The sequence below is a fragment of the Acidobacteriota bacterium genome, from assembly GCA_012729555.1.
In the GTDB taxonomy this organism is placed as follows: domain Bacteria; phylum Acidobacteriota; class UBA6911; order UBA6911; family UBA6911; genus UBA6911.
Window position 1 is genome coordinate 144,718 of sequence record JAAYCX010000010.1, and the last position, 25,211, is coordinate 169,928.

Consider the following 25,211-nt stretch of genomic DNA (forward strand, 5'->3'; position numbering starts at 1 on the left):
TCAACATGCCGGGGATCTCCTCATATTCAAGTTCATGTTTTTTGCATCATCCCTCTCCGGGCCGAAGCAAACCCGGGAACACTCCGCCGACTTCCGCGGTATGCCGGTCGGTGCCGCCCCCCGATGCAAGGGTCCGGGAAACCCTGGCTCTCGCGTTGATAGGGCTCAGACCCCGCGCTGCTGAAGCGCCGATACCTGTGCCAATTGAGCGTAGTCGCGGGCGCGGAAGGCCTCAATCCAGACAGAGGTGTCCACCAGGATCAACGCGCTCACCGGTCGCTCCCGCGACGGGGCTGATCCTTCCGCATGGCGGCGAGATCCCCTTCCCAGAGGCCCGAACCGGCAAGTTCGAGGATGCGCCGGGCCCTGGCGCGGCGGACAAAATCCCGGAGCGCCCTGTCGACGGCCTTGGAATAGGTTTTCGAGCCGGACACCCGGACGGCTTCTTCCAGCAGATCTTCATCCAGCACAGGATGCCTACGTTTCATTTCCATAGTATGCAACTCATCAACAGGGAACGCTACTGTCAAGCGGGGACCGGGGGACCGGAAGACGCCTCTCTAGGGACCCGGGGAGCGACGCGCCGGCCGATTCCGCGCAGCCCCGTCACCTTTTCCCCCCTCCCGCTGCTATAATGGACGGGGAAACAAGGGGAGGCCGACATGTACGCATTCAAGCCCGTGAGCGGGCGCATGCAGCTCATGCATCAGTTGATCCGGGATCGTGTCATCCAGAGCGACTCGGAAAGCGCCGTGATCACGACGCGTTGCTTCCAGGAGAACGAGAATCTCATCCCCTGCCTGCGCCGGCCCACGGTGCTGAAGGCGATCTGCGAGCAGATGACGGTACGCGTCGAGGACTTCGAAATGATCGTCGGCAACAGCGGCCGGAATTTCTGCGGCACCGGGTACGCGCCCGACTGGGGCAACAGCGGCTGGATTCCGGCCATGATCGAAAACGGGGTCTGGACCCTCAGGGAGGACGGCCTCTATCACAACCCCGACGGGGAGGAACTGCGCATGTCGATCGCTCCCGGGGATTACCGGGACCTGGCGTCGATCCGCGACTACTGGAAGGGGCGTACCTACAACGATATCGCGGCCGCCTGGCAGCCGAAGGGGTACGAGGAGCTTTGCCGCCTGGAGGTCTCCGCCACGGTCAGGGGCGCGCCCCTGCTGATGATGCCCTCCGGCCACCTGACCCCGGGCTTCCGGAAGATCATCGACACGGGTTACGGCGCCATCCGCCGGCAGGCCCAGGACTGGCTGGACGCCCACGTCAACGACCTCATGGGCGAGGATGTCCAGCGCAGCCTGTTCTACACCGGCGTCGTCATCTCCTGCGACGCCGCGTCGATTCTCCTGAGGCGCTACGCGGAGAAGTGCCTGGAAAAGGCCGCTTCCTGCACCGACCCGAAGCGGAAGGCCGAACTGGAGTCGATGGCGGACAGCCTGGAGTGGATCTCGGAAAACCCCTGCCGCACCTTCCGAGAGGCGTGCCAGGCGGCGATCACCTACCAGTACATCCTGCGCCTGAGCTTCATCGGCGATGTCGGCTCCTTCGGTCGCTTCGACCAGTACACCTGGCCGTACCTGAAAAAAGACCTGGAAGAGGGCCGGCTCGGTTTTGAAGAGGCGCAGGAGATCGTCGACTGCTTCTTCATGAAGATCAACTCCATGTACGGCGGGGGCACCGGCGAACTGGTCAAGATCATCGGCATCGGCAACACCTATCTCCACACCACCATCGGCGGGGTGGATCCCGCGACCGGCGGGGACGCCAGCAACCCCGTCACCTCCATGGTGCTGGAGAGCCTGGCCCGGTTGAGCCTCCACGACCCCACGATCTCCTTGCGGGTCCACAAGGGCACCCCGGACGCGCTGTGGGCCCTGGCCCTGGAGACCTCGACCAAGGTGGGCGGGCTGCCGCTGTTCCAGAACGACGACATCATCATCCCCGGCATCGTCAAGGAACTCGGCTTTACCCTCGAGGACGCCCGGGACTACGCCATCATCGGCTGCCAGGAGATCACCGGCTCGGGGAACGATTACGCCGCGGCCAACGGCGTGGCCCCCCCGCACGCTTCCATCCACTACAGCAAGTTGATGGCCATGGCGATCAACGACGGCCGGAATCCCCGAAACGGCGAGCAGTGCTCGATCCATACCGGCTACCTGTACGACATGAAGTCGTTCGAGGAGGTCCGGGAAGCCTGGCGCACCCTGGCCCGCTACTTCCTCAAGGCCCAGGTGAGCCTCAACAATTACCTCGAGTACCTGGTCCAGTACCACACGCCGCACCCGATGCTGTCCCTGTCGCTCGACGGCTGCATGGAGTCGGGCAAGGACTGCACCTGGGGCGGGGCCAAGTACAACTCCTACGGCGGGACCGCGACCGGACTGGCCACGGTGGCGGACTCCCTGACCGCCATCAGGTACATGGTGTTCGACCGGAAGCTCTGCACGGCCCGGGAGCTGTACGACGCGGTGATGGCCGACTGGGAGGGGTACGAGGGCCTGAGGCAGCGGATCATCAACGAGGCGCCCCATTTCGGGAATGCCGACCCCTATGCCGACGAGCAGATGGCCTGGGTGGTCGACACCTATTACGACACCTGCAAGGAGTGCTACAGCACCCGCACCGGGACCTTCAAGGCCGGGCTGTACGGGGCGGCGGACCACGTGGGGCAGGGGTACACCACCTGGGCGACGCCCGACGGCCGGAAAGCGGGGACCCCGATCGCCGACGCCGCTTCCCCGGTCCAGGGGCGCGACGCCAACGGCCCCACCGCCGTGTTTCTCTCCTCCCTCTGCTACGACCACGGCAAATTCATGGACGGCGTCTGCCTGAACATCCGGCTGCACCCCACCGCGCTCGGCCGCGACGACGGGATCGCCAAGCTGCGCGACATGGTCAGGGCGTACATGCACAGCGGCGGCGCGGAGGCCCAGTTCAACGTGGTGTCGACCGAGACGCTGCACAAGGCGCAGGAGACGCCCGACGAGTACCGCAACCTGGTGGTGCGCATCGCCGGGTACTCCGCCTATTTCGTGGAGCTGACGCGCGACTGCCAGAACGACCTCATCTCCCGGCACGAGAACCGGATCTGAGGCGGCGCCGGATGGCTCCGTGTTGCGGGAAGTGTCGGTTCAGTCAATCCTGGCGGGGGGGTGAGCCCGAATTTCTCGGTCCTCCGGGTGCCCTGCCGGTTGCGACGAAATGGTGCGATTCCGATATTTAAGACAAAAGCACATTTTGGGAGACCATCCATGAAGCGTCTGGCTGTTCTTATTTTCTTTTTGGCGGGCACTTCCGTTTACGATTATGCGAATTCGCTGCGTCCGGCAAAACTCGACGATCTGTTCAAAGAGGCAGACCTTGTCGGGATGGTGAAGGTGGTTGCAGGCGAGTCGCAGAATCACAGCTCCACGATATATAAAGCTGAAATGCTGCAGGTCTTTAAAGGCATGGTTGAATCGCGTTTCATATATTTTGGTCCCTACCAGGGGAGCGAGATAGGGGGGGAATATCTTGTTTTCATGAAACGGACAGGAGAAAAGCTTCAATCTCTCCGGAACGAGGGTGTTCCCGCTGACAGCCCCGTTTTCAATCCGGAAGCTCCATATTATCTAGTGATGTATGAAGGCTACGGCAAGATGGAATCGGGCTATGAATGCATCTTTGAAGACAATAAGGGAACTCCTTGCGATGACGCCATCAGGCTGTATCCCGAACAGATACTTCTCCCGAAAAAGCTAAAAACTTACCCCGGTGACGATGTGGATACCCTGCATCCGATGAATCCGCGCTGGGTTCACAGGTCGCATATGACGGATTACCTTTCCGACCTGTGCCGCAAAGCAAATCCCGATCAATGCAGATTGAAGCGTCCAGTGAAGGACCGCACTATTCCGGTGAATACAACCATACGAGGATTGGTGACCTATCCCGATGGGGCTCCTGCGGAAGCCGCCGATGTTACCGCTACATTACAATGCGAATTCTATGGAATGTCCTATCGATCAAAGACAGACGCGGACGGCAGGTTCCAGATAAGGATGAGAGAAACCCGGCCGGGTTGTGACTCCTTTGAGTTCGCAGCTGAAAAGCGCGATACGTTCTGGTTGAAAACCAGCGACCATCTTTTTGTGCCTGTAGACGAAACAGTGAATACCACGGTGAAATATGATCCGCCGAACGACCCGGAGCCCGTGGCCATTCAATTACGGAGGCAAGGCGCAAAATTGGAGGTTCAAGTAAGAGATGGTGTTACGGGCAAATTCATTGAATCTCATGTGGACATACGGCGCATTGATTTGCCGGGGAGTTCGGCTTCGATACATTCGCGTACGGAGCTCGATGGAGCCGGAGTCTTGTTTTTTGTTCCCGAAGGTACATATGAAGTTCATGCGAGCGGGAGCATATCCTACTCTGCTTCCTGGACCGGTGTAAGGAGGAAGGTTAGCCTCAAGGCTGGCGAAATATCGCATTTGGTATTGGAGCTGACCCCTCGCCCATAAATGATTTCGAGCTCCTGCATGTTGAGGTAGACACGATGAGAGGGAGATGGCGGGGGGGATCGTGAGGTTTGGATCAGGGGGAAGAGGCGTCAAGGCGGCAGGAAGCGGCCGGGCGGGAGCCCGGCCGCTTCGGCCGTCGGAAGGTTACTGGGCCTGGGCCGGCCGCTTGGGGAAGGGCTTCTTGGCCATCGGCTGCTGGGGTACCGTCTGCTTCTCGTAGTCGGGCTGCCCCAGGAACGATTCGGTGGCGATGACGTCCTGCAGGCGGCAGAAGTGCCACGACGCGTCGGCCGTCGTCCATTTCCCGTTCGCGTAATCGGCGCAGCTCTGCGGCTTCTCGAGGGGATATTCCTCGAGCGGGTCGTCCGCCAGGTTGTAGAAGGTGCAGCTGGCGGTCTCCGGGTTCTCGTCGCAGATGACCTTGTAGGTCTTGTTCCGGGCGGCCGCCTGCTTGAGGTTCGGCTTCACGGTGCTCACGGGGTTCACGGTTTCCGCGAGCATGTAGCCGCGATTGGGATCGCGCAGGTCTTTGGCCCCCTTGAACAGGACCGGGGTGAGCGAGACCGAGTCGAGCGGCACCGTTCCCCTGCCCGTCCGGTCGGGGACCGCCTTGGGCACCTCGAGGCCGCCCAGTTCCAGGATGGTGGAGAACAGGTCCACCCCGTTGACCCATTCGTCGCTCCGGGAGCCGGCCTTGATGCCGGGTCCCCTCACGGCCATCGAAACGCGGACGCCGCTCTCGTACGCCGTCCCCTTGCTGCGCCCGCGCCGGGTGATGTACATGTTGTCGATGAACTCCCGCTTTTCGCCGAACATCCAGGTGCCGTTGTCGCCGATGTAGATGACGTAGGTGTTCTTGTCCACCCGGTCCACGGTGTCGAGCAGGATGCGGACCATGGAGTCCATCGAGTTGGTCATCGCCCGCATGAGGGCTTCCGAGGAGCAGGACCCGACCTGGGCCGTGCCGAACTTCCCGTCGGGGCCCATGCATCCCTCCATCTCCTTGCGCGAAATTTCATCCATGGTGTCGGCGTTGGGGATGACCATCGGATTGGGCATCTGCTGGCCCGTGATATGCGACAGGTTGAACGCGAACCAGACGAACCACGGCTTGTCGGGATCCGTTTTTTCCTGGCGCGTGATCCAGTCGACGGCGTCGGCCGTCTTCACGACCGGGGCGAAGGTGGTCGGCGCGATCCCGGGCAGGGACCGGACCGGCGCCTTTTCCGTCCGGTACTGGTCGGGAGCGTCGGTGCCGTCCTGGATGTGGTAGTCCCATTCATGATAGGTCTGGACGCCGCCATGGAGGTTGCCGCGGTAGAGGTCGAAACCCGCTTCCTTCGGTTTCATGCCGGGGTATTGCCCCAGGCCGGCGATGTGCCACTTGCCGAACGCGGCCGTGGCGTAGCCCCCCTTTTCCTTCAGGTCCCGGACGAAGGAGTGATGGGTCTTGGACAGGTAGCCCATGTAATCCAGCACGCCGGTCTTGACGGAATAGAGCCCGGTGATCATCGACGTGCGCGTGGGGGAGCAGAAGGTGTTCACCCATGCCTGGGAGAACCGCATGCCCGACTGCGCCAGGGAGTTGAGGGCCGGGGTGGACGCGGGGCGCCCCTGGATCATCTTGTAGTCGGCGTGATTGTGTCCCGAGGGCCCGTACTGCCTGACCAGGCCGTCGATCAACCCGGGATACATGTCGCTGCTCGCGTCCACGCCGATGTCGTCGCTGATGATGAGCAGGATGTTGGGGCGCGGACGCGCTCCGTCCCGGTTCTGCGCCGCGCCCGGGGGCGCGGAAGCCATCGTCAGCGCCGCCAGCAGGGCCAGACCGCGCAGGGTCGTACTGAAGGTTTGAAGTGTCACCGTGTCCTTCCCTCCGTATGGTGGTGAGCCTATGGGTATTGGGATACTGTGGCATCCTACCCGTTTTGTTGTCAATCCCCGATTGGCCATCCTCCGGGGCGGAGCGAAAACCGGTACGGATCCCCAAGGCCTTCGGCTACAATGGCGCCGTGGCCGTGAGGGGACGGTCCCTGGCGCCACGGCTGGTCGGAGGGGGTGAGATTTCATGGCGGATTACGAGGCGCTGCAGGCGAAACTGAGGGAGCTGGCCGGGCGGGAATGGGACATGACCGCGATCGAGGCCCGGTGCCGGGAGGCCGTCGCGGCGGGATTCCGCCGGAGGCTCCCCCGCCCGGATGAGGCCGTGCGCGAGCGGGAGCGGATCCTAGCCCGGGTCGAGCTGCGGGCCGAGGAGTACAACTGCTTCGCAAGGAACTGCGCGCGCAGCACGGCGCTGGCCGTGATGGAGGAATTCGGACTGGGGAGCGTCGAGGTCCTGCGCGCCCTCTCCCCGTTCCCCGGCTTCGGAAGCACCGGCTGGATGTGCGGGGGGGTCACGGGGGGCCTCGTCGCCATCGGGCTCTACCGGGGGAGCGACGACCTGGGGGACCGGGAGGCCGTGGGGGCTACCATGAGGCTGGCGAAGCGGTTCATGGAGCGGTTCGGGGAGACGGTGGGCGCCTACACCTGCCCCAAGATCCAGGAGGACGTCGTCTTCGGCCGGTACATGGACCCGGGCGCCAGCCCGGAAAACATGGCGAGGTTCGAGCGGGAGAAGGGGTTTGAAAAGTGCGGCCTGCTCCCGGGGATCGGGGCGAGGATCGCGACGGAGATCATTCTCGAGGACGTCGTCGAAAACGGCTGACGGCCCGGACCGCCCTGGGCTACGTCCCATCCCGGGCGCGGCCGTCCCTGTCGGGGAGCACGATCCCCAGCTTTTTGATCTTCCGGAAGAGGGTGGTCTTGTGGATGCCCAGTTCCCGCGCGGCGCGCAGCCGGTTGAAGCCGGCCTGCTCGAGGGCGCTGCGGATGGTCTGGGCTTCCAGGATATCGTGGGCCGACCGCATGCGCCCCCCGGCGCCCGCCCGCGCCTCCCCCCCCGCGATCTCCTCCGGGAGATGCCTTCGCTCGATCGGTCCCTCGCTGCAGAGGATGAAGGCCCTCTCGATCACGTTTTCCAATTCGCGGATGTTGCCGGGCCAGTCGTGGGCCATGAGCAGGGGGAGGGAGTCGGGCGCGATCCCGGTCACTTGCTTGCCCTGCAGCCGGTTGAAGCGGCTGATGAACTCCCCGGCCAGGAGCGGGATGTCCTCCTTGCGCCGCCGCAGGGGGGGGAGTTCGATGCGCACCACGTTGATGCGGTAGTAGAGGTCCTCGCGGAACAGTCCCCGGCGTACCTGCTGGGCGGGGTCCCGGTTGGTAGCCGCGACGATGCGGGCGTCGGTGCTTTCCTCCCGCGACGACCCCAGAGGCTCGTACGTCCGCTCCTGGAGCACGCGCAGCAGCTTGACCTGCATCGCCGGGGGGATTTCGGCGATCTCGTCGAGAAACAAAGTCCCCCCGCGCGCCAGGGCGAAGCGACCCGGGCGGTCCCTGGCCGCGCCGGTGAAGGCCCCCGCGCGGTACCCGAACAGTTCCGATTCGAGCAGGGTCTCGGGGAGGGCGCCGCAATTGACCGCGACGAAGGGGCCGCCCGAGCGGGCGCTATGCGAGTGGATCGTCCGGGCCACCACCTCCTTGCCGGTCCCGGTCTCCCCCAGGATGAGGACGGTGCTGGGGCTCGCGGCGACGGCGGGCAGGACCTCGAGAACGCGCCGCATGAGGGGGCTGCGGCTCGAGAGGTCGCCGACATGGACGTTCCCCTCGAGTTCCCGGCGCAGGGCCTCGATTTCGGAGAGGTCGCGGAAGGTCTCCGCCCCGCCGATGACGCGGCCGGATGCGTCCCGCAGCACGGCCGTCGACAGGCTGACGGGGATCCGGTCGCCGGCGGCGTTGATGATGTAGGCGGAGCGGCTGATGACGGGTTTCCCCGTTTTCAGCGTCTTGCCGAGAGCGCACTCCCGCCCGCAGAGGCTCGAGCGGAAGACGTCGCTGCAGCGGCGGCCGACGGCGTCGGCGCGGCGGACCCCGGTGATCTTCTCCGCCGCCCGGTTGAAACTGGTGACGCGCCACCCGGCGTCGACGGTGAATACCCCGTCGGAGATGCTTTCCAGGATCGCCTCGGTGGTCGAGGCCGTCCCGTCGCCATCCGGCTTTCCGGGTGCCATGGCTTGTCAGACTTCCATGATTGCGGGGGCCGCACGGCTGTCCTGCACTTCGGCCAGGGTGCTCCAGACGGCACGGATGTCCTCGGCCGCCCCCCCCCCGTACTCCACGACCGTAATCCCCCGGACCTGGGCGTCGGTGACGGCCCGGTCGTAGCGGATCCTGCCTGCCAGCGAGACGCCGGACGCTTGCGCGGCGGCCTCGATCTGTTCGGTCATCTGCGGGTTGAGCTCCCATTTATTGACGCAGACGAAGGCCGGGACGGCGAAGTGCCGGGTCAGGTCGAGCACCCTTTGCATGTCGTGGATGCCCGAAAGGGTGGGCTCCACCGCGATGAGGGCGAGCGAACTGCCGGTGATGGAGGCGATGACGGGACAGGCGATCCCGGGCGGCCCGTCCACCAGGATCCATCGCGCCCCGCGGGCCTCGGCGATCCTGCGGGCCTCCTTGCGGACGGTCGACACCAGCTTCCCGGAATTTTCCGCCCCGATCCCCAGCTGCGCGTAGATCATCGGGCCGAAGCGGGTTTCGCCCGTGCGGTATTCCCCGCACACCCGCTGCGGGAAATCGATGGCCTGCTCGGGGCAGAACCGGACGCAGACGCCGCACCCCTCGCAGGCGACGGCGTCCACGGCATAGTGGGCCTTGCGCCCGTTTTTGAAGACCGGGCGGACGGCGTCGTAGCGGCACACGTCGCGGCAGATGCCGCAGGCGATGCAATCGCCGGACCGGATGGAGGCTTCGTGGCCGCTCCGGAACTCCCGGGTGTCGAGGACTTTGGGCGACAACACCAGGTGGAGGTCCGAGGCGTCGACATCGCAGTCGGCGATCACGGCGTCCCCGGCCAGGGCGGCGAAGGAGGCGGTCAGGCTGGTCTTGCCGGTCCCCCCCTTGCCGCTGATCACGACCAGTTCTTTCATGACACCCCCGGGGCGGACCCGCCGCAGGGGGGCGGAGCCGCAGCGCGGTTCTGGATCCTGGAGATGACCGAGGAACAGAGCCGCTCGAAGGATTCCCTGAGTTCGGGCACCGCCTCGACGATCAGCCTGCCGCGGGAGTAGGCCTCGGCCACCCTGCGATCGTCGGGGATTTCGAGCAGGACCGGGATGTGCTCCTTCCTGCAGAACTCCCGGACCATGGCGTCGCGCGAGGTCGTCCGGTTGATCACGACCCCGAAATCGAGGTGGAGCAGGCGCATGGTGGCCACGGCCAGCTTCAGGTCGTGCAGCCCGAAAGGGGTCGATTCGGTGACGAGGACGGCGTAATCGCACCCCTTCACCGCGGCGATCACCGGGCAGGAGGTCCCCGGGGGACAGTCGATGATGGTCACCCCTTCCTCCGCGATGTGCTGTTTGACGGCCCGGATCAGGGGAGGACTCTGCGCCTCCCCCACGTCGAGACGGCCCTGGACGAACTGCACGTGGCCGCTCGTCCCCGTTTCGACGGTGCCGATCTCGCGCTCGGCCTCGGTGATGGCCCCGGTGGGGCAGACCCTGAGGCACCCGCCGCACCCATGGCAGAGGGAGGGGAACACCAGGGGTTTCGTCTTCAGCGAAACGATGGCGTTGAACTGGCAGATGCGGCCGCATTCGCCGCAGTTGTTGCACAGTTCTTCGTTGATGACGGGCACCGGAAGCGTGGCCCGTTCGCCGCCGTCAGCATCGGGTTTCAGGAAGATGTGGCAGTTGGGTTCCTCGACATCGCAATCCAGCAGCCGCACGGGCTTCTGCAGGCACATGGCAAGATTGGCCGCAATGGTCGTTTTCCCGGTCCCCCCTTTCCCGGAAGCGATGGCGATGATCATTTCCAGTGGCCCCTGACGTCGGAGGCGGCGGCCGTCCGGAGCTGGCCGGCCTGGAACTTTTCGATGGCCTGACCTACCGTGAGCCCGTCGGCGCCGGTGTAGATCGCGATCCCGGCGGCGGAGAGGGTCTGGAAGGCGTTGGGGCCGCAGTGGCCCGTGATCAATGCCCCGGACCCCAGGCTCGAGAGGGTCTCGGCGGCCTTGATGCCCGCGCCCTGCGCCGCGTTGAGGCTCTGCTCGTTGGAGACCACCTCGAACTTTTTCGTTTCCGTATCATAGAGAATGAACTGCGCCGCCCGTCCGAAGCGGGGGTCCACCATGGAATCGAGGGTGTTCCCCTGGGAGCTGATGGTGATTTTCATTCGGTTAAGACCTCCTTGGATAAAGACCGTTGCGCGGCGCCGTACCCCGGCGCCACCCCGAATGTCAATGCAGGAGTCGTGCCAGAAGCCCGAGACCCCCGCCGGGGCCAAAAACGGGGGATTTCGACCCGCCGGATGCCGGAGGGGGGGGCGGCCATTGCAAAATGCCCGCAGTGGCGCGGTTGGATTCGGTTATATTGCATGGGTATCGGGCCCCCATGGGGAAAAAGGCCGCAAAGACGGCTGGAGGGTCTGGCACGCCATTTGCAACGCCGAAGGCATGAGAGTCGCAATCCCCCTGTGGGAAGGACGGGTTTCCCCGGTTTTCGACGAGGCCAGCAGGATCCTGCTCGTGGATGTCGAGCAGGGGCGGGAGCGGCATCGGCGGGAAGAGGCGCTCGTGGCGCACAACCCGTTCGAGCGGGCCGAGTTGTTCCCCCGGTTGGGGGTGGAGGTCCTGGTCTGCGGCATGATATCCCAGACCCAGCGGGCGGCCCTCTCCTCCGCCGGCATCCGGATCATTCCCCACATCTGCGGTTCGATGGACGAGGTGATCGGCGCGGTCCTCGACGGGAGAATCGAAAGCGGCGCCCTGCTGATGCCCGGGTGCGGCGGTGATCGCGTCCGGCGCCGGCGCTGCCGTTCGGCGCGGGAAAAGACGCGCGGAGTCGAATGATGGAGCGTTGCCGTTACATCTACGGGCCTGTCCCGTCGCGCCGCCTGGGGCGGTCCCTGGGCCTCGACCTCGTGCCCTACAAGACCTGCAGCTACGACTGTGTCTACTGCCACCTGGGCAGGACCACCGACAAGACCGTCGAGCGGAGGGAGTATGTCCCCGTCGCCGATCTTCTCGAGGAGTTGAGGCGAAAGCTGGCCGAGGGGAAGGAGGCCGATTACGTCAGTCTTGCGGGGTCGGGGGAGCCGACGCTCCACAGCGGAATGGGGGAGTTGATCCGCAGGATCAAGGAAATGTCCGATATCCCGCTGGCCGTGTTCACCAATGGTTCCCTTTTGTGGAAGCCGGAAGTCCGGGAGGCGCTCGCGGGGGCCGATCTCGTGCTCCCGTCGCTGGACGCCGGGGACGGGGACCTCTTCCATTACGTGAACCGCCCGCACGAGGAGGTCACCTTCGAGCGGATGGTCGAAGGGCTCGAGGCGTTCACCCGGGGATTCCGCGGTCGGGTATGGATGGAAGTCCTGCTTCTCGGAGGTGTTACCGGGATCCGGGGCGAGGTCGAAAAGATCGCGCGCCATCTCTCTCGCTGCCGCGTCGACCGGATTCAGCTGAGCACGGTGGCGCGCCCTCCCGCCGAAGGGTTCGCCCGGCCGGTAACCCGGGAGCAGTTGAGCCGCCTGCAGGAAATCTTTGCGGGCAGGTCCGAGATCATCGCCCCCCCCGCAGCGGATGAGGACGGGCCTCCCGGCCCGGGGGCCCCGTACGGCTCCGTCCCCTCCGGGGATGCGGTAATGGCGCTGCTCGAGCGGCGCCCCGCGACACCCGGGGACATCGCCCGCGGCCTCGGCATGCATCCGATGGAGGCGCTGAAGCTGCTCGAGGCCCTGAAGGCGGCCGGCAGGGTCGAAACCGTTTCGACCGGGGGACGGACTTTCTACGCCGTCCCGGGGCATAAGCGATTATAATCATGGCCGGTTTCGGTCGATCCGGCGCGCCGCCGGGAAAGGAGAGAGCGTGAAAGTCGTCATCATCGGGGGGGTGGCCGCGGGCCCCAAAGCCGCGTCGAAGATCATCCGCATGGTGCCGGACGCCCATGTCACCATCATCGAAAAGGGGTCGTTCCTCTCCTACGCGGGATGCGGCCTCCCCTATTACGTGTCGGGCGAGATCAAGGAACAGCGGGAACTGATGGAGACCTCGGCCGGCGTGATCCGGGACACCGCGTTCTTCCGGAACGTGAAAAACCTCGAGGTCCGGAGCGGCACCGAGGCGCTCGAGATCGACCGCGCCGCCCGGCGCGTCCGCATCAAGGACCTGGCCACGCGGCAGGAGTCGACGCTCGAATACGACAAGCTGGTGCTGGCCACCGGGGCGACCCCCGTGATCCCCCCGATCCCCGGGGTGGACAAGGGGAACGTCTTCACGCTTCACGGCGTCCACGACGCCGAGGGGATCAAGAGCGTGCTCGCCGAGCGCACGGCCAAGGACGTGGTCGTCGTCGGCGGCGGCCTGATCGGGGTGGAGGCCACCGAAGCCCTGGTGACGCACGGCTGCCGGGTCACCATCGTGGAGATGATGCCGCAGATCCTCGGCATGCTCGACTGGGAGATGGCGCGCCTGGTCGAAAACTACATGGAATCGAAGGGGGTACGCGTCCTGACCGACACCCGGGCGATGGCGCTCGAGGACCGTGGCGGCGGGGGGAATGTCACCCACGTGAAGACGGACAAGGGGGAGATACCCGCCGACATGGTCATCCTCGCCATCGGGGTGCGGCCCAACGTGGCGCTCGCCCGGCAGGCGGGGCTCGAGATCGGGGACAAGACCCGCGCCATCCGCGTCAACGACCACCTCCAGACCTCGGACCCCGACATCTACGCCGCGGGGGATTGCGTCGAGTGCGTCGACCGGATCACGGGGGAGGCGTGCTTCGTGCCGCTCGGTTCCACGGCCAACAAGCAGGGGCGCGTGGTCGCCGTCAACATCTGCGGCGGCGACGAGGCCTTTCCGGGCATCGTCGGGAGCTCGATCTGCAAGGTCTTCGATTATTGCGCCGGGCGGACCGGGTTGACGGAACGGGCGGCTGCAAGCGCGGGGTACGAGGTGATCAGCGCGATGGTCCCGGGTTCAGACAGGGCCCATTACATGTCCGAGTCCAAACCGCTCCTGGTGAAGATGGTGGCCGACCGGAAGACCGGGAGGCTGCTGGGGGTGCAGATCACGGGGCCCGGGGAAGGGGCCAAGCGGATCGACGTGGCGGCCACCGCGGTCACGGCGGGGATGACGATCGACGACGTCGCCGGGCTGGATCTCAGCTACGCCCCCCCCTACGCCTCCGCGATGGACAACCTCATCACGGCGGCCAACGTCGTGCGCAACAAGCGCGACGGTTTCATGGTCGGGATCACGGCCGAGGAACTCCAGCGCAAACTCCAGGCAAGCGAGGACTTCTTCCTGCTCGATGCCCGCTCCCCGGAGGAGTACGCGGAGGTGCGGCTCCCTAAATCCACCCTGGTCCCGCTCGGCGCCCTGCGCCGGAGGCTGGCGGAGATCCCGCGCGACAAGGAGGTCGTCTGCTATTGCGCCATTTCGCTCCGGGGATACGAAGCGTCGCGCGTCCTGGCCGGGGCGGGATTCGGCAACGTGAAGGTTCTCGACGGCGGGCTGGCCATGTGGCCGTTTGAGAAGGAAATGGGCTCCTGAGCCGGCGGGGGGGTGCGGAGTGTCCCGCTCCCCCCCGCCGGTCGGCCGGGCTAGGCCGCCTTCTTTTCCTGCAGCTGCTCTTTCTGTTTGAAGTTTCCCTTCCGGTCGATCTCGAAGGAGTCGATGGTCGTCCCGTCCAGTTTCAGCACCCTCACCGCGAGCTTCTTTTTCGAGACCTCCAGCACCCAGTAGTTGGGCTGGTCGAGGGGGTTGTAGAAGAAGCCGTGGAACTCCTTCTTCACGTTGTCCTTGTAGGTCTTGCCCCCGCTCTGCCCCACGACGAGGTAGATCGTCCCCTCCGAGGCCTTTTTCATCGCGACGCCCCCCTTCATGGGGGGGGTGCGGGCGATCCCGTGGTCGTGGGCGCTGAAAACCAGGTCGACGCCGTGACGCTCCAGGATGGGGCAGAAGGCGTCCCGGATTTCGGCCTCGTCCCGGTTCATCTTGGTTCCGTAGGGGGGGCGGTGGAAGAAGGCGATCTTCCAGGGGGCCGCACTCGCCGCCAGGTCCCGCTCGAGCCACGCCTTCTGGGCCGTGAGGATGTCCCCCTGCTGGCGCTGCTCCACCTGCTGGCTGTCGAGCACCACGAAATGCACCGGGCCGTAATCGTAGGAATAGGCCTGGCCCCGGAGTCCCTCGGGCCCGTTCCCGGGCAGGGTGAACTGCGCGAGGTAGTAATCCTGCCTCGAGACCTTCCTGGACCCGTAATGCTCGTGGTTCCCCGATACCGGCATGAGGGGGAGCCGGTCGATGATGCCCCGGGAGGCGGCAAACCAGGCGTTCCAGTGGGCCTGCATCAGCCCCCAGTCGGTCAGGTCGCCGTTGATGACCATGAAGCGGGCGTCCGGGTTCTCGCCGATCGCCCGGAGCGCCGTGCGGCGCCAGAGGCCGAAGGGGGCGTCCCCGGTGATCGGGGCCTGGCTGTCGCCGAAAAGGAGGAATTTGAACCGGTCGACCTTCTTCCGGGCGGTCTCGAAACTCGAGGTATCGCTCCACCGTTCGCCGCCGCCGACCCGGTAGGCGTAGCGCTTGCCCGGGGTGAGCCCCGTCAGGGTGGCGGAAAAGACGCGGGCCGTTCCCAGGTCGGAGGTGAAGTCATGCGCCGTCCCCGGCGCCCGGAGCGCTTTGCCCGTGAGGGTGGGCCCCTGCCCGTACTCGACGAAGCTCTCCCCGACCGTGCCGTCCGTTCTCCAGGTGACCGTCATCGTCGTGGCCGGGTCTCCCGTCCAGGTGAGGGTGACATGATCGGGCGTCGCCGAGGCCCCTGTAGTCGGGGCCTCGGCCGTCGCCGTGGCCCCCGTCGTTGGGGCCTCGGGCGTCGCCGTGGCCCCCGTCCCCGGGGTCTGGGCCGTCACCGCCAGGGATAGGCCGACCGCCAGGGCCGCCGCCGCCAGGATCCTGATGCCGGAAATCTTCATCGCACAACCTCTTCGTTCAGGGTGGAACATGGACATCCTCCGCCGCAGGCGTCCTTTCGGGCCGCCGCGTTACGAGATTGGAGCCCACCGGGGAGCCGCTGTCAACGATAAAGAGCGCGGTCGGGCGTCTGGCCGGATTCTTGCTTGGATTCCTTTGTTTCACAACCAGGGGGAATTATGGTGCAATCTGACCGGATGGTGGAAGCGGACGAGGTCCGCGTCTGGGTTCTCACGGACAACTACTACGACTCGCTGAGGCCCGATTCGGAGGTGTCGACCCACTACCGCGTGGGCGCGGGCGAATGTGTCCACGCCGAGCATGGGCTTTCCTACTACATCGAGGTGGCCACGGGCGCGGGGACGAGCCGCTGCATGTTCGATTTCGGCCTCGACGGGGAAAGGATCCTGGACAACGCGCGGCTCCTGGGCCTGGACCTCGGGAAGAGCGAGGCTTTTGTCCTGAGCCACGGGCATTTCGACCACTGGTCGGGGGCGGAGGAGATCCTCCGGCGGATCGGGAGCCCCGGGAGCCTCCCCTTTTATGTCGGGGAGGAGGCGTTTCTCCGCCGGGGGTCGTTGCGCCCCGGCACCACGGAGGTGCAGGATATCGGCAAGCTGGAAAGAGGCGGGATCGAGGCCCTGGGGGTGCGCCTGGTCGAGGTCCGGGAGCCGGCCTGGATCCTCCCCGGAATCGGGGTGACGGGAAAGATCGGGCGGGAGACCGATTACGAAACTCCGAATCCCGCCCTGCTGGTGCGGCGGGGGGGGCGGATGGAGCCGGACGATTTCCGGGGGGAGCTGGCCCTCTTCTTCGTGTTGAAGGGGAAGGGGCTGGTGGTGGTTTCCGGCTGCGCCCATGCGGGAATCGTCAACACCGTCCGGCACGCGCAGAAGGTTTCGGGCGTCCGGGAGGTCCATGCCGTCATCGGCGGTTTCCACCTGATCAACGCCCCCTCCGACAGGATCCGGAGGACGCTCGAGGCGATCCGGGAACTGGAGCCCCGGCACCTGGTCCCGGCCCACTGCACCGGCTTCGAGGCTCTCGCCGCCTTCAGCCGGGAGATGCCCGTAGTTTTCGAACTCAATACGGCGGCGACCCGGTACCGGTTTTCCGCCTTGACCCGCTAGATGGAGAGGCCTATAAGGGGACATCCACGGAAATCCCCGGCTCGCGCATCGGATCATCGGAGGAGACCGCATGAAAAACAGATACACTCGACGTGAGGCGCTGGAACTGGGGTTGGGCGCCGTCGCGCTGGGAGCTTCCGCGACTTTGACTTCCGCGGCCCAAACCCCGAAAACCGTTACCAAGGAGGAGCGCATGCCCGCAGTGAAGGACTTCAATACGTACGGGGAAAAACTGGAACACACCCTGATCCTGAGGACATCCCCCATTGCCCTGAAAATGCTGGAGACCGAATCGGAGATTCCGCCCGGCGCCTTCCGCCCCTCCAGGGACGGCAAGTGCCACATCGCCCAGTGCCAGGCTTTCGCCCTGTCGCGGCGTGAAGGGAAGACCGTGGCGATGCTCAAGGAGGACCACTGGTGCCCGACCGCGCTGATGGCTTACGGGATGGTGGAGAAACCCGATTCGATCTCTGCCTGGACCCACCCCTACGACTCCTTCGAGCGGGGGAAGTATATCGGGGTCCTCTCCGCCCCGCTCAAGAGCGCCTCCTTCGTGCCCGACCTGGTCGTCGCCTACATGAACAACGCCCAGCTCCGGGCGCTGCTCCTGTCGATGAAGGTCGAGGAGGTGCCCGAGGTCCGGGGCCACTTCTTCCCCCCCTCCTGCGGCTACTCGGTCGTGGACCCGATCAAGACCGGGAAATCGTGGGTGGTGCTCCCCGACCCGGGGGAGTACCAGCGGGCGCTGACGGCCGAGGACGAGATCATCTTCTCCGTCCCCCGGGACCGGATGCCGGGCCTCGTCGCGGGGCTCGAAGCGGGGGGGATGTTCTCCTACAAGGGGCACAACATGGTCATGCTCCCCGATTTCGAACAGCCGCAGTTTTACAAGGACCTGTTCAAGAGCTGGGGGCTGTAGGCCGCTGGATCGACGAGATGGCGCGCAGGCGGGCGACCGTCCTGCCCAGGGCGTCCACGGCGGCTTCGAGCTCCTTCTCCTCCGTATGCCGGCCGAGCGAAACCCGGACGGAGCCCTGCGCCTCCTTCGGGGAAAGCCCCATGGCCAGAAGGACGTGGGAGGGCTCCGGGTCCCCGGTGGAGCAGGCCGAGCCGGTCGAGATGCAGATCCCGCCCAGGTCGAGTCCCAGCACGATCGACTCCCCGTCGACGGCGTCGAAGCTCAGGTTCGAAGTGTTGGGCACGCGCGGCGCCCCGCGCCCGTTGACGCGCGAGCCCGGAATGGTCTCGAGGACCCGGATCTCGAACCGGTCCCTCATGCCGGCCAGCCTTTCGGTTTCCGCCGCGGCCGATTCCACGGCCAGGGAAAGGGCCGTGGCCAGGCCGACGATGCCGGGCACGTTTTCCGTCCCGGCGCGCAGGCCGTGTTCATGGGGGCCGCCGGTGATCCGGGGAGAGATCGGGGTCCCCTTGCGGACGTAGAGCGCGCCGACCCCCTTGGGGCCGTAGAACTTGTGCGCCGAAAAGGAGAGGAGGTCGGCGCCGGTTCCGCACAATTTTTCCGGCAGTTTCCCCGCCGTCTGGACCGCGTCGGAATGGAACACGATTCCCCGCTCCCGGGCGATCCGGGCGATCTCCCCGACCGGCTGGAGCACGCCCGTTTCGTTGTTGGCGTGCATGACGGTGACGAGGATGGTTTCCTCCGTGAGGCTCTTCTCCAGTTCCTCCAGCCGGACCAGGCCGTCGCCGTCGACCGGGAGATAGGTGACGCGATACCCTTCGGCCTCGAGCGCGCGGCAGGTGTAGAGCACGGCATGGTGCTCCACGGAGGTGGTGACGATGTGGTTGCCGCGGGCGCGGAGCGCGGCCGCGGCCCCGCGGACGGCGAGGTTGTCCGCTTCCGTCCCGCTCGCGCAGAAGACGATCTCGCCGGTTTCGGCGCCGATGCACTCTGCGACCCGCGCCCGCCCCTTTTCCATGGCGATCCGCGCCTGGTTGCCGAAGCGGTAGGGGCTCGAGCTGTTGCCCCACCGTTCGGTCATGTAGGGGGTCATGATCTCGAACACCCGGCGGTCGAGCGGGGTGGTGGCGTTGTGATCGAGGTAAATCACGGCCGCGCCCCCCCGTTCTCCGGTGTCCGGCTTTCCCAGTCCTGGATCGCCGCCTGCAGCGCCATCACTCCCAGCAGGGAGCAGTGCTTCTTCCTTTCGGGGATGCCGCCGAGGGCTTCCACCACGTCGTCGTCGGTGATCCGGCGCGCCTCCTCGATCGATTTTCCCCGGGCCAGTTCGGTCAGCATGCTGCTGGTGGCGATGGCGCCGGGGCAGCCGAAGGACTTGAAGGCGATCTTCTCGATCCGGCCCTCCCGGACCTGGATCCAGAGCTTCATCTGGTCCCCGCAGGAAGGGTCTCCGACCAGGCCGTAGCCGTCCGTCTCCGCCTCGGGGAGTTCCCCCACGTTGCGCGGGTTGGTGAAATGCTCGATCACCTCTTCGTTGTAAAAAAGGATGGGTCCCGCGAAATCGGGCTGTTCCATCCCTTCGTCAGGGTTGTCCATGAAATCGTCTCCCTTGATCGCCTGTGAACTCGGAATTCTGGCGGGAATCCGTGCAAAATGCAACCGCGATCGGGGCAAAAACCGCTATTGCTCCCGGTCGATGAACTTCCCGGAGGCCCGTACCAGCACCCGGCCGTTCTGCTCGAGTTCCGCCTCGAGAACATAGAGGGGGGGTTCGTATTCGCGCAGCCACGCCCTGACCGTCGCCGCCTGATCGATTTCGACCGGGAGCTGGTAGCGGAGGATCATCCGGGCCGTCAGGGCGCTGATATCGTGGGCGAAAAGGCAGTTGGCCATCGCCGCGTCCAGGAGCATGGAGCTGACGCCGCCGTGGAGCAGGCCGGGATAGCCCTGGTAGATGCGGGCGCACTGAAACGCCGCCTGTACCCCGCCGTCGTCGCAGACGGCGAACTCCAGCCCGAGGCCGGGGATTTTACCCGGGCTGCAGGCGACGCAGCCCGGGTGCTCCCGTTCCCTGCACTTTTCGAGATGCTGTTGCGTGGGGGTAGGCATATAACGTTTTCCGGATCGGGCGGGGAGCCCGGGCTAATGGGCGCAGCCCCCTCCGTGTCCCTGGCAGGTGTCGTCGGAGGAGAATTCCCGCAGCCCGTTTTCCCGGAGCAGGGCCAGGTTTTCGCCCACGGTGGGCGCGGCCGCCCGGTAGATCTTCACGCCCATCTCGCCCAGGCGCATGATGGCCCCCATCCCGATCCCGCCGACCACCAGGGCGTCGGGGAGGTTGCCGCCGAGCGTCCGGACCGGGTTACAGGCGCCATGTTCCTTGTGTTCGCCGGAGCCGCTGATGGCATCGACCTGGTCGAGCTCCGTGTCGACGATGAGAAATGCCGGGGCGGAGCCGAAATGTCCGCATACCTGGCTGTCCAGCCCGTTGTCTGCCTCTATGGGGAAACCTACCTTCATCTGTTCTCTCCTTGTCTGTTACCGGGTTTTCATCAACCGGCACGAAAGTATAGGCCCATCCGTGATACTTTCATACCCCGGGACCGATGCAATTTGGGGGCCGCAAGCGACGGCGCCGCGGCGGGAATGCCGATTGCATGCTCCGGAAAGGGGCGGCGCCCCGGACGGGCGAACGCGACAGAGGAAAGGGAGGATGCGGATGCTGGCGAACCAACTGGTGGATTACGTGAAAGAACGGGGCGCGGGCCGGAAGGCGGCCGATGTCAGGATCGGGCTGGGCTATACGGCCGTCCGGGTCGAGGACGCGGGCTGCGGCCTCGCCTACACCCTTCACGAGGGGGAGTACGAGTCGTGCTGCGTGGTGGCCGAGGCCGGCCGGGTGGCCGGGCGCTCGGCTTCGGAACTGGTCGGGTGGCTGCAGAACCCGGACGTGACGGCGGCGGCCGTGGGCCTGGCGGCGCTCAACGCCCTCGTTCCCGCTCCTCCGGAGGCGGTGGACGCGGATATCGCCGACGTCCTCCCGGTCCGGGCGGGGGACGCGGTCGGCATGGTGGGGTATTTCGGGCCCCTGGTCGGCCCCATGAGGGAACGCGCCGGTTCGCTCCGTATCTTCGAGCGGAAAACGAACCCCGCGCTCGACATCCTGCCCGATACGGAGGCGGGCGCCTATCTCCCGGACTGCGACGTGGTCATCCTCACGGCTTCCGCGCTCCTGAATCGGACGATGGACCGGCTCCTGGAACTGTGCGGGAACGCGCGCGAAATCGCGGTGCTCGGACCTTCCACCCCCCTCGTCCCCGAGGTCTTCCGCCCGCGCGGGGTCACGCTCCTGTCGGGTCTCGAGGTCGTGGACCCCGCCCGGATCCTCCAGATCGTGAGCGAGGGGGGCGGGACACGCCAGTTCGGCCGCGCGGTCCGCAAACTGTCGCTGCGGTTGCGGGAGTAGCCCCCCGTCGCTCCGCCGCCTGCCTCTTTTTCCCACTTCGGGAGTTGCATAATGCAAACAACATGGTATGTTTATCTTGCATTTTGCATTGTTTTGGGGGAATTGTGAGCCGGCAGCAGGACGAAAGGGAACAGACCATCCTGGATTCCATCAACGAGGGGGTCTTCACCGTTGATCTGCAGTGGCGCATCACGGCCTTCAACCGGGCGGCGGAGGAGATCACGAAGGTTCCCCGGGCCGAAGCTTTGGGGCGGCGCTGCTCGGACGTCTTCCGCGCCAGCATCTGCGAGAACGCCTGCGCCCTCCGCAGGACGATGTCGAGCCGCAAGCCGGTCCTGAACGCCACCGCCCACATCATCAGCCGCAGCGGGGAGCGCATTCCCATCCGCATTTCCACGGCCCTGCTCAGGGACAACGACGGGGAGGTGATCGGGGGGGTGGAGACCTTCCAGGACCTCAGTCCCATCGAGCAGCTCCAGAAGGAGCTCAAGGCGCGCTACACCTTCGAGGACATCGTCGGGCACAGCGCGCCGATGCTGAAGCTTTTCGAAATCATGCCGCAGATCGCGGCGAGCTCCAGCACCGTGCTGATCGAGGGCCCCAGCGGGACGGGGAAGGAGCTGTTCGCCCGCGCGATTCACGGCCTGTCGCCGCGCAGGAACCGGCCCTTTGTCGCCGTCAATTGCGGCGCGCTCCCCGACACGCTCCTCGAAAGCGAGCTGTTCGGCCACAAGGCGGGGGCCTTTACCGACGCCCGGCGCGACAAGCCGGGACGCTTCGCCCTGGCGAGCGGCGGCACCCTCTTCCTGGACGAGATCGGCGACGTTTCCCCGGCGATGCAGGTGCGGCTGCTGCGCGTGCTGCAGGAGCGCATGATCGAGCCCCTGGGCTCCGTGGAACCGGTAAAGGTCGACGTGCGCGTGGTGGCCGCCACCAACCGGGACCTCGGCCGGCTGGTCCGGGAGGGGGCCTTCCGCGAGGACCTCTATTACCGGGTGCGCGTGGTCAGCCTGCGTCTCCCCGGCCTCAGCCAGCGGCGCGAGGATATCCCCCTGCTCGTGGATCACCTGCTGGGGAAGTTCAACCGGCTCCAGGGGAGGGAGATCGAGGGGGTGTCCGAAGAGGTCATGGCCCGGCTGATGGAGTACGAATACCCGGGGAACGTGCGGGAGCTGGAGAACATCCTCGAGCAGGCGTTCGTCCTCTGCCGCGGCCGCATGATCGAGCTGCACCACCTGCCGGCCGAACTCCGGCCCGCGGCCCCGGCCGGCGGCAATCCCATGTCGCTCGAGGCGATGGAGAAGCTGCTGATCGGCGAGGCGCTGCGGCGCCACCGCGGGAACCGGCGCCGGGCGGCGGCGCAGCTGGGGATCGACCCCAGCACCCTGTACCGGAAGCTGAAAAGCCTGAAAATCGAATTCTGAAAGCCCCTGGAACGGGGCGGAAGCGGAGAGGAAGGATGCATTTGCTGCAGGACATCAAGGCGATCGGGACCCTCTATTCCCCATACGAAACGGCTGCGGGAACCCCCATTCAGAGCGCCTATGCCGGGGGGGCCGAGGGGCGGGTGGTCCTGGAGCCTGCCTACGAGCGGGCCCTGGACGATATCGAGGAGTTCGAGCGCCTCTGGCTCCTCTACTGGATGGACCGGGTCGGGCCGTTTCGGCCGAAGGTGACGCCCTACCGGGACAACCGGGAGCACGGGCTGTTCGCCACGCGCTCCCCCACGCGTCCGAACCCGATCGGGATGAGCCTGGTGCGGCTTCTGGCCAGGGAGGGGTGCACCCTTTACGTGGCCGATATCGACGTGCTCGACCGCACGCCCCTGCTCGACCTCAAGCCCTATGTCCCCGAATTCGACGCCCGCCCGGTTTCCCGGGCGGGCTGGTTTGATTCGGCCGCCGTGGACCGGCGCCAGGCCGACGGCCGGTTCCACGGCGGCCGGAAGGAATGACGCCTACTCCTCCGCCTCGGCCGCGAGCGTCCCGTAATCGGTCCTCCAGCGGTTCATGATCTGCTCGATCTCACGCGCGCGCTCGGCGTTCCGGGCCCCGTCGGGATCGGCCCGCTGCTCCGCCTGCATCTCGGCGATATGGGTGCGCAGCTGCTGCCGCGTCTCCTCCATATTGCGGATCTGGTTTCTCCAGGCTTCCTTCTGGGCGTCGTCGAGCCCCGTCATCAGGCGCTCGTGCTGCTGATCCATCTTCCGGACCTGTTCCCCCAGCGCCTTGCGCTGTTTGGCCGCTTCCCGGGCGTCGTACTTGTCGCCGCTGTTCTGGGCCATCTTGCGCGCCTGCTTCCCCACATTTTCGGCCGCCTGGTCGCAGTCGCGGATCTGCTTGCGCTGCCGGCTGGTCGTTTTCACCCGCTTGTGTTCGGCCTGGGCCTGGTCGGCCCGGGGGCTGCGCTGCATCTGCCCCTGGCCCCGGTTCTCGTCACGGCCCACTCCGCGGTTCTGTCCCTGGGGCTGGCCCTGTCCGCGGGCGGCGCCGAAACCCCCCTGGCCGGATCCCTGGCTCATTCCGCCGCCCCCTCCCCGCTGACCGCCGCCTCCGCCCCGCCCCTGGGCATAGCCGGTTGCGAGCGCGAGCGTCAGGATGGAACCCATGATCAAAGTTTTCTTCAACATAACCGTTTCTCCTTTTTCCTGGCAAAGCCGATGCCGCTCCGTTTGCGTCCCCGTCGCGCCGTCGGTCGATCGGCGATTCTGATGGCTACACCCCTTATAAACAACCGGGCGCGTGAAAAGTTCCGCCGGGCGGACCCCCGCTCCTTTCCGGTATCGCTCCCGCCCGCGATTTGTGCATAATAGGCGCCAAAGGGGCTCCCGATGAAAGACACCACCCGAACGCGCGCAAAAGCCACCTTCCCCCGGCGCTGGGTCCTGGCCGTCGCCATGCTGGTCAGTTTCGGGCTCCTGGCCAACGCCGTCTACACCTGCCTCACGCTTACGCGCCTGCGCTCGCAGTATCTCGACAACCGCGGGTACGAAATCGCCGCGGCCCTCGACACCCAGGCGCGGGGGGCCGGCAGGCGGAACAACCCCGAGTACTGGCAATCGCTGCTCGACACGCACTACGAGGTCTACTCGGGCAGCGCCGCCTTCCTCGCCGTCGTCGGTCCGGAAGGCCGCATCCTCGCTTCGGCCGGGGACGCCGGCGCCCTAGCCGATCCCGGGCCCGACCTCTTCCTCTTCGAGGACGCGCTCGGGCATCCCCGCCGGGGGCGCCGGGAGGCGTCCCCCGGGATGAACGACTGGAAGATGCGGATCGGGCTCTACACCTCCTCCGCCGACTTCATCCGGCGCCTGGCCCTGTTTCAGCTGGCAATCTCCGCGATGGCGGTCCTCATCATCCTCGGGCTCACCTTCTTCCTCCTGCGCACCCTCGACCGCTTCCTGAAACTGAAGGCGCGGGAGGGGGAGGAGGCGCAGCTGCGGGCTCTCGGGGTCATGTCCGCCTCCCTGGCCCACGAGATCCGCAACCCGCTGGGGGCGATGAAGGGGCTGACGCAGCTGGCCCAGGAGGATCTCGCTCCGGGGCACCCGGCCCAGGAGCGGCTCCGGACGGTGGTGGGGGAGGCGGAGCGGCTGGAGCGGCTGGTCAGCGACCTGCTCGACTTCGCCCGCCCCCGCGAGCCCGAGATCCGCGAGTTCGACCTGGTCCCGCTGCTGGGCGACCTCCGGTCGATGCTCCAGCCGAAGCTCGCCGCCGCGGGCATCACCCTCGATCTCCCCGACGGCCCCGTCACCCTCCGTTCCGACCCGGCCGGGATGCGCCAGGTGCTCCTGAACGTCCTCCTGAACGCCCTGGAGGCCTCTCCCCCCGGGGGCGCGATCGGGGTGACCCTCGCCCGGGAGGGGGGATTGCTCGAAATCGGGGTCGACGACGCGGGCCCCGGTTTCGGCGGCCGCGACCCCGAGGAGCTCGTGCGCCCCTTCGTCACCGGGAAAACCCGCGGGACGGGACTCGGCCTGGCCGTATCGAGCCAGATCATGGAGCGCCTCGGCGGCTCCCTCACCCTGGGCCCGAACCCCGGCGGCGGCGCCCGCTGCACCCTGCGCCTCCCCGACCCCGGCCCGCGCCCATGAACCAGGAACCAGGGGACAGGA

At 66.3% G+C, this 25,211-nt stretch carries 24 protein-coding genes; 12 read left to right on the forward strand and 12 right to left on the reverse strand.

What is annotated here, in order from left to right:
• Positions 1–269: 269 nt before the first annotated feature.
• Complete coding sequence (locus tag GXY47_01885; protein NLV29879.1) at positions 270–488, reverse strand: type II toxin-antitoxin system VapB family antitoxin; 219 nt, start codon at positions 486–488, stop codon at positions 270–272.
• A gap of 174 nt (positions 489–662) precedes the next feature.
• Here GXY47_01885 and GXY47_01890 point away from each other — a divergent pair, with 174 nt between their 5' ends.
• The gene (locus GXY47_01890) at positions 663–3,110 is read left to right on the forward strand and encodes a hypothetical protein (GenBank protein NLV29880.1); all 2,448 of its coding nucleotides are present in this window, start codon (positions 663–665) and stop codon (positions 3,108–3,110) included.
• A gap of 159 nt (positions 3,111–3,269) precedes the next feature.
• Positions 3,270–4,520: a carboxypeptidase regulatory-like domain-containing protein gene (locus GXY47_01895; GenBank protein NLV29881.1), complete on the forward strand. Its 1,251-nt coding sequence runs from the start codon at positions 3,270–3,272 to the stop codon at positions 4,518–4,520.
• Between the two features lie 144 nt (positions 4,521–4,664).
• Here the strand turns inward: GXY47_01895 and GXY47_01900 are convergent, their stop codons facing one another.
• Positions 4,665–6,383, reverse strand: coding sequence for a sulfatase-like hydrolase/transferase (locus GXY47_01900; protein NLV29882.1), 1,719 nt, complete (start codon positions 6,381–6,383; stop codon positions 4,665–4,667).
• Positions 6,384–6,588: 205 nt separating this feature from the next.
• On the opposite strand from GXY47_01900, the gene GXY47_01905 reads away from it, so the two are divergent.
• Positions 6,589–7,227 carry a C_GCAxxG_C_C family protein gene (locus GXY47_01905; protein NLV29883.1) on the forward strand — a complete coding sequence of 213 codons (639 nt, stop codon included), beginning with the start codon at positions 6,589–6,591 and terminating at the stop codon, positions 7,225–7,227.
• Positions 7,228–7,246: 19 nt separating this feature from the next.
• Here GXY47_01905 and GXY47_01910 read toward each other — a convergent pair whose 3' ends face one another.
• Genes GXY47_01910 through GXY47_01925 form a run of 4 tightly spaced genes read right to left on the reverse strand, consistent with a single transcriptional unit; the run spans position 7,247 to position 10,793 of the window.
• Positions 7,247–8,629, reverse strand: coding sequence for a sigma 54-interacting transcriptional regulator (locus tag GXY47_01910; GenBank protein NLV29884.1), 1,383 nt, complete (start codon positions 8,627–8,629; stop codon positions 7,247–7,249).
• Positions 8,630–8,635: 6 nt separating this feature from the next.
• Positions 8,636–9,547, reverse strand: a complete 912-nt coding sequence (locus GXY47_01915) for a 4Fe-4S dicluster domain-containing protein (protein NLV29885.1) — start codon at positions 9,545–9,547, stop codon at positions 8,636–8,638.
• On the reverse strand, positions 9,544–10,431 hold the full coding sequence (locus GXY47_01920; GenBank protein ID NLV29886.1) for a P-loop NTPase: 888 nt from the start codon (positions 10,429–10,431) through the stop codon (positions 9,544–9,546). The genes GXY47_01915 and GXY47_01920 overlap by 4 nt, the downstream gene beginning before the upstream one ends.
• Positions 10,428–10,793 carry a dinitrogenase iron-molybdenum cofactor biosynthesis protein gene (locus GXY47_01925; GenBank protein NLV29887.1) on the reverse strand — a complete coding sequence of 122 codons (366 nt, stop codon included), beginning with the start codon at positions 10,791–10,793 and terminating at the stop codon, positions 10,428–10,430. The genes GXY47_01920 and GXY47_01925 overlap by 4 nt, the downstream gene beginning before the upstream one ends.
• Positions 10,794–11,073: 280 nt before the next feature.
• On the opposite strand from GXY47_01925, the gene GXY47_01930 reads away from it, so the two are divergent.
• From GXY47_01930 to GXY47_01940, 3 genes are read left to right on the forward strand one after another with little or no spacing between them, the layout of a single operon-like run.
• On the forward strand, positions 11,074–11,469 hold the full coding sequence (locus GXY47_01930) for a hypothetical protein (GenBank protein ID NLV29888.1): 396 nt from the start codon (positions 11,074–11,076) through the stop codon (positions 11,467–11,469).
• A complete protein-coding gene (locus GXY47_01935) occupies positions 11,466–12,434 on the forward strand; it encodes a radical SAM protein (GenBank protein NLV29889.1) in 969 nt (322 codons plus the stop codon). The genes GXY47_01930 and GXY47_01935 overlap by 4 nt, the downstream gene beginning before the upstream one ends.
• 49 nt (positions 12,435–12,483) lie before the next feature.
• Positions 12,484–14,172: an FAD-dependent oxidoreductase gene (locus tag GXY47_01940; GenBank protein ID NLV29890.1), complete on the forward strand. Its 1,689-nt coding sequence runs from the start codon at positions 12,484–12,486 to the stop codon at positions 14,170–14,172.
• A 50-nt stretch (positions 14,173–14,222) separates the two neighbouring features.
• Here the strand turns inward: GXY47_01940 and GXY47_01945 are convergent, their stop codons facing one another.
• A complete protein-coding gene (locus tag GXY47_01945) occupies positions 14,223–15,590 on the reverse strand; it encodes a metallophosphoesterase family protein (protein ID NLV29891.1) in 1,368 nt (455 codons plus the stop codon).
• A gap of 177 nt (positions 15,591–15,767) precedes the next feature.
• Here GXY47_01945 and GXY47_01950 point away from each other — a divergent pair, with 177 nt between their 5' ends.
• Positions 15,768–16,718: an MBL fold metallo-hydrolase gene (locus tag GXY47_01950; GenBank protein NLV29892.1), complete on the forward strand. Its 951-nt coding sequence runs from the start codon at positions 15,768–15,770 to the stop codon at positions 16,716–16,718.
• Positions 16,719–16,788: 70 nt separating this feature from the next.
• The gene (locus GXY47_01955) at positions 16,789–17,637 is read left to right on the forward strand and encodes a DUF169 domain-containing protein (GenBank protein NLV29893.1); all 849 of its coding nucleotides are present in this window, start codon (positions 16,789–16,791) and stop codon (positions 17,635–17,637) included.
• Here the strand turns inward: GXY47_01955 and GXY47_01960 are convergent.
• From GXY47_01960 to GXY47_01975, 4 genes are all read right to left on the reverse strand, one after another.
• Positions 17,618–18,787 carry a cysteine desulfurase gene (locus GXY47_01960; protein NLV29894.1) on the reverse strand — a complete coding sequence of 390 codons (1,170 nt, stop codon included), beginning with the start codon at positions 18,785–18,787 and terminating at the stop codon, positions 17,618–17,620. The genes GXY47_01955 and GXY47_01960 overlap by 20 nt on opposite strands.
• A complete protein-coding gene (locus tag GXY47_01965; GenBank protein ID NLV29895.1) occupies positions 18,784–19,212 on the reverse strand; it encodes an iron-sulfur cluster assembly scaffold protein in 429 nt (142 codons plus the stop codon). Before GXY47_01965 ends, GXY47_01960 begins: the two co-directional genes overlap by 4 nt.
• 105 nt (positions 19,213–19,317) lie before the next feature.
• Positions 19,318–19,746 carry a PaaI family thioesterase gene (locus tag GXY47_01970; protein NLV29896.1) on the reverse strand — a complete coding sequence of 143 codons (429 nt, stop codon included), beginning with the start codon at positions 19,744–19,746 and terminating at the stop codon, positions 19,318–19,320.
• A 33-nt stretch (positions 19,747–19,779) separates the two neighbouring features.
• Entirely contained in the window at positions 19,780–20,154 is a 375-nt protein-coding gene (locus GXY47_01975) for a diguanylate cyclase (GenBank protein NLV29897.1), read from the reverse strand.
• A gap of 199 nt (positions 20,155–20,353) precedes the next feature.
• On the opposite strand from GXY47_01975, the gene GXY47_01980 reads away from it, so the two are divergent.
• The 3 genes from GXY47_01980 to tsaA all read left to right on the forward strand — a co-directional run bounded on the left by GXY47_01980 (position 20,354) and on the right by tsaA (position 23,054).
• On the forward strand, positions 20,354–21,100 hold the full coding sequence (locus tag GXY47_01980) for a DUF364 domain-containing protein (GenBank protein ID NLV29898.1): 747 nt from the start codon (positions 20,354–20,356) through the stop codon (positions 21,098–21,100).
• Between the two features lie 62 nt (positions 21,101–21,162).
• Entirely contained in the window at positions 21,163–22,524 is a 1,362-nt protein-coding gene (locus tag GXY47_01985) for a sigma 54-interacting transcriptional regulator (GenBank protein NLV29899.1), read from the forward strand.
• Between the two features lie 35 nt (positions 22,525–22,559).
• A complete protein-coding gene (tsaA, locus tag GXY47_01990) occupies positions 22,560–23,054 on the forward strand; it encodes a tRNA (N6-threonylcarbamoyladenosine(37)-N6)-methyltransferase TrmO (protein NLV29900.1) in 495 nt (164 codons plus the stop codon).
• A 3-nt stretch (positions 23,055–23,057) separates the two neighbouring features.
• On the opposite strand, the gene GXY47_01995 is transcribed toward tsaA, so the two are convergent.
• Positions 23,058–23,729 (reverse strand): hypothetical protein, encoded by a 672-nt coding sequence (locus tag GXY47_01995; protein NLV29901.1) that lies wholly within the window; start codon positions 23,727–23,729, stop codon positions 23,058–23,060.
• A gap of 201 nt (positions 23,730–23,930) precedes the next feature.
• Between GXY47_01995 and GXY47_02000 the strand changes: the two genes are divergently transcribed.
• A complete protein-coding gene (locus tag GXY47_02000; protein NLV29902.1) occupies positions 23,931–25,190 on the forward strand; it encodes a HAMP domain-containing histidine kinase in 1,260 nt (419 codons plus the stop codon).
• The last annotated feature ends 21 nt before the right edge of the window (positions 25,191–25,211 follow it).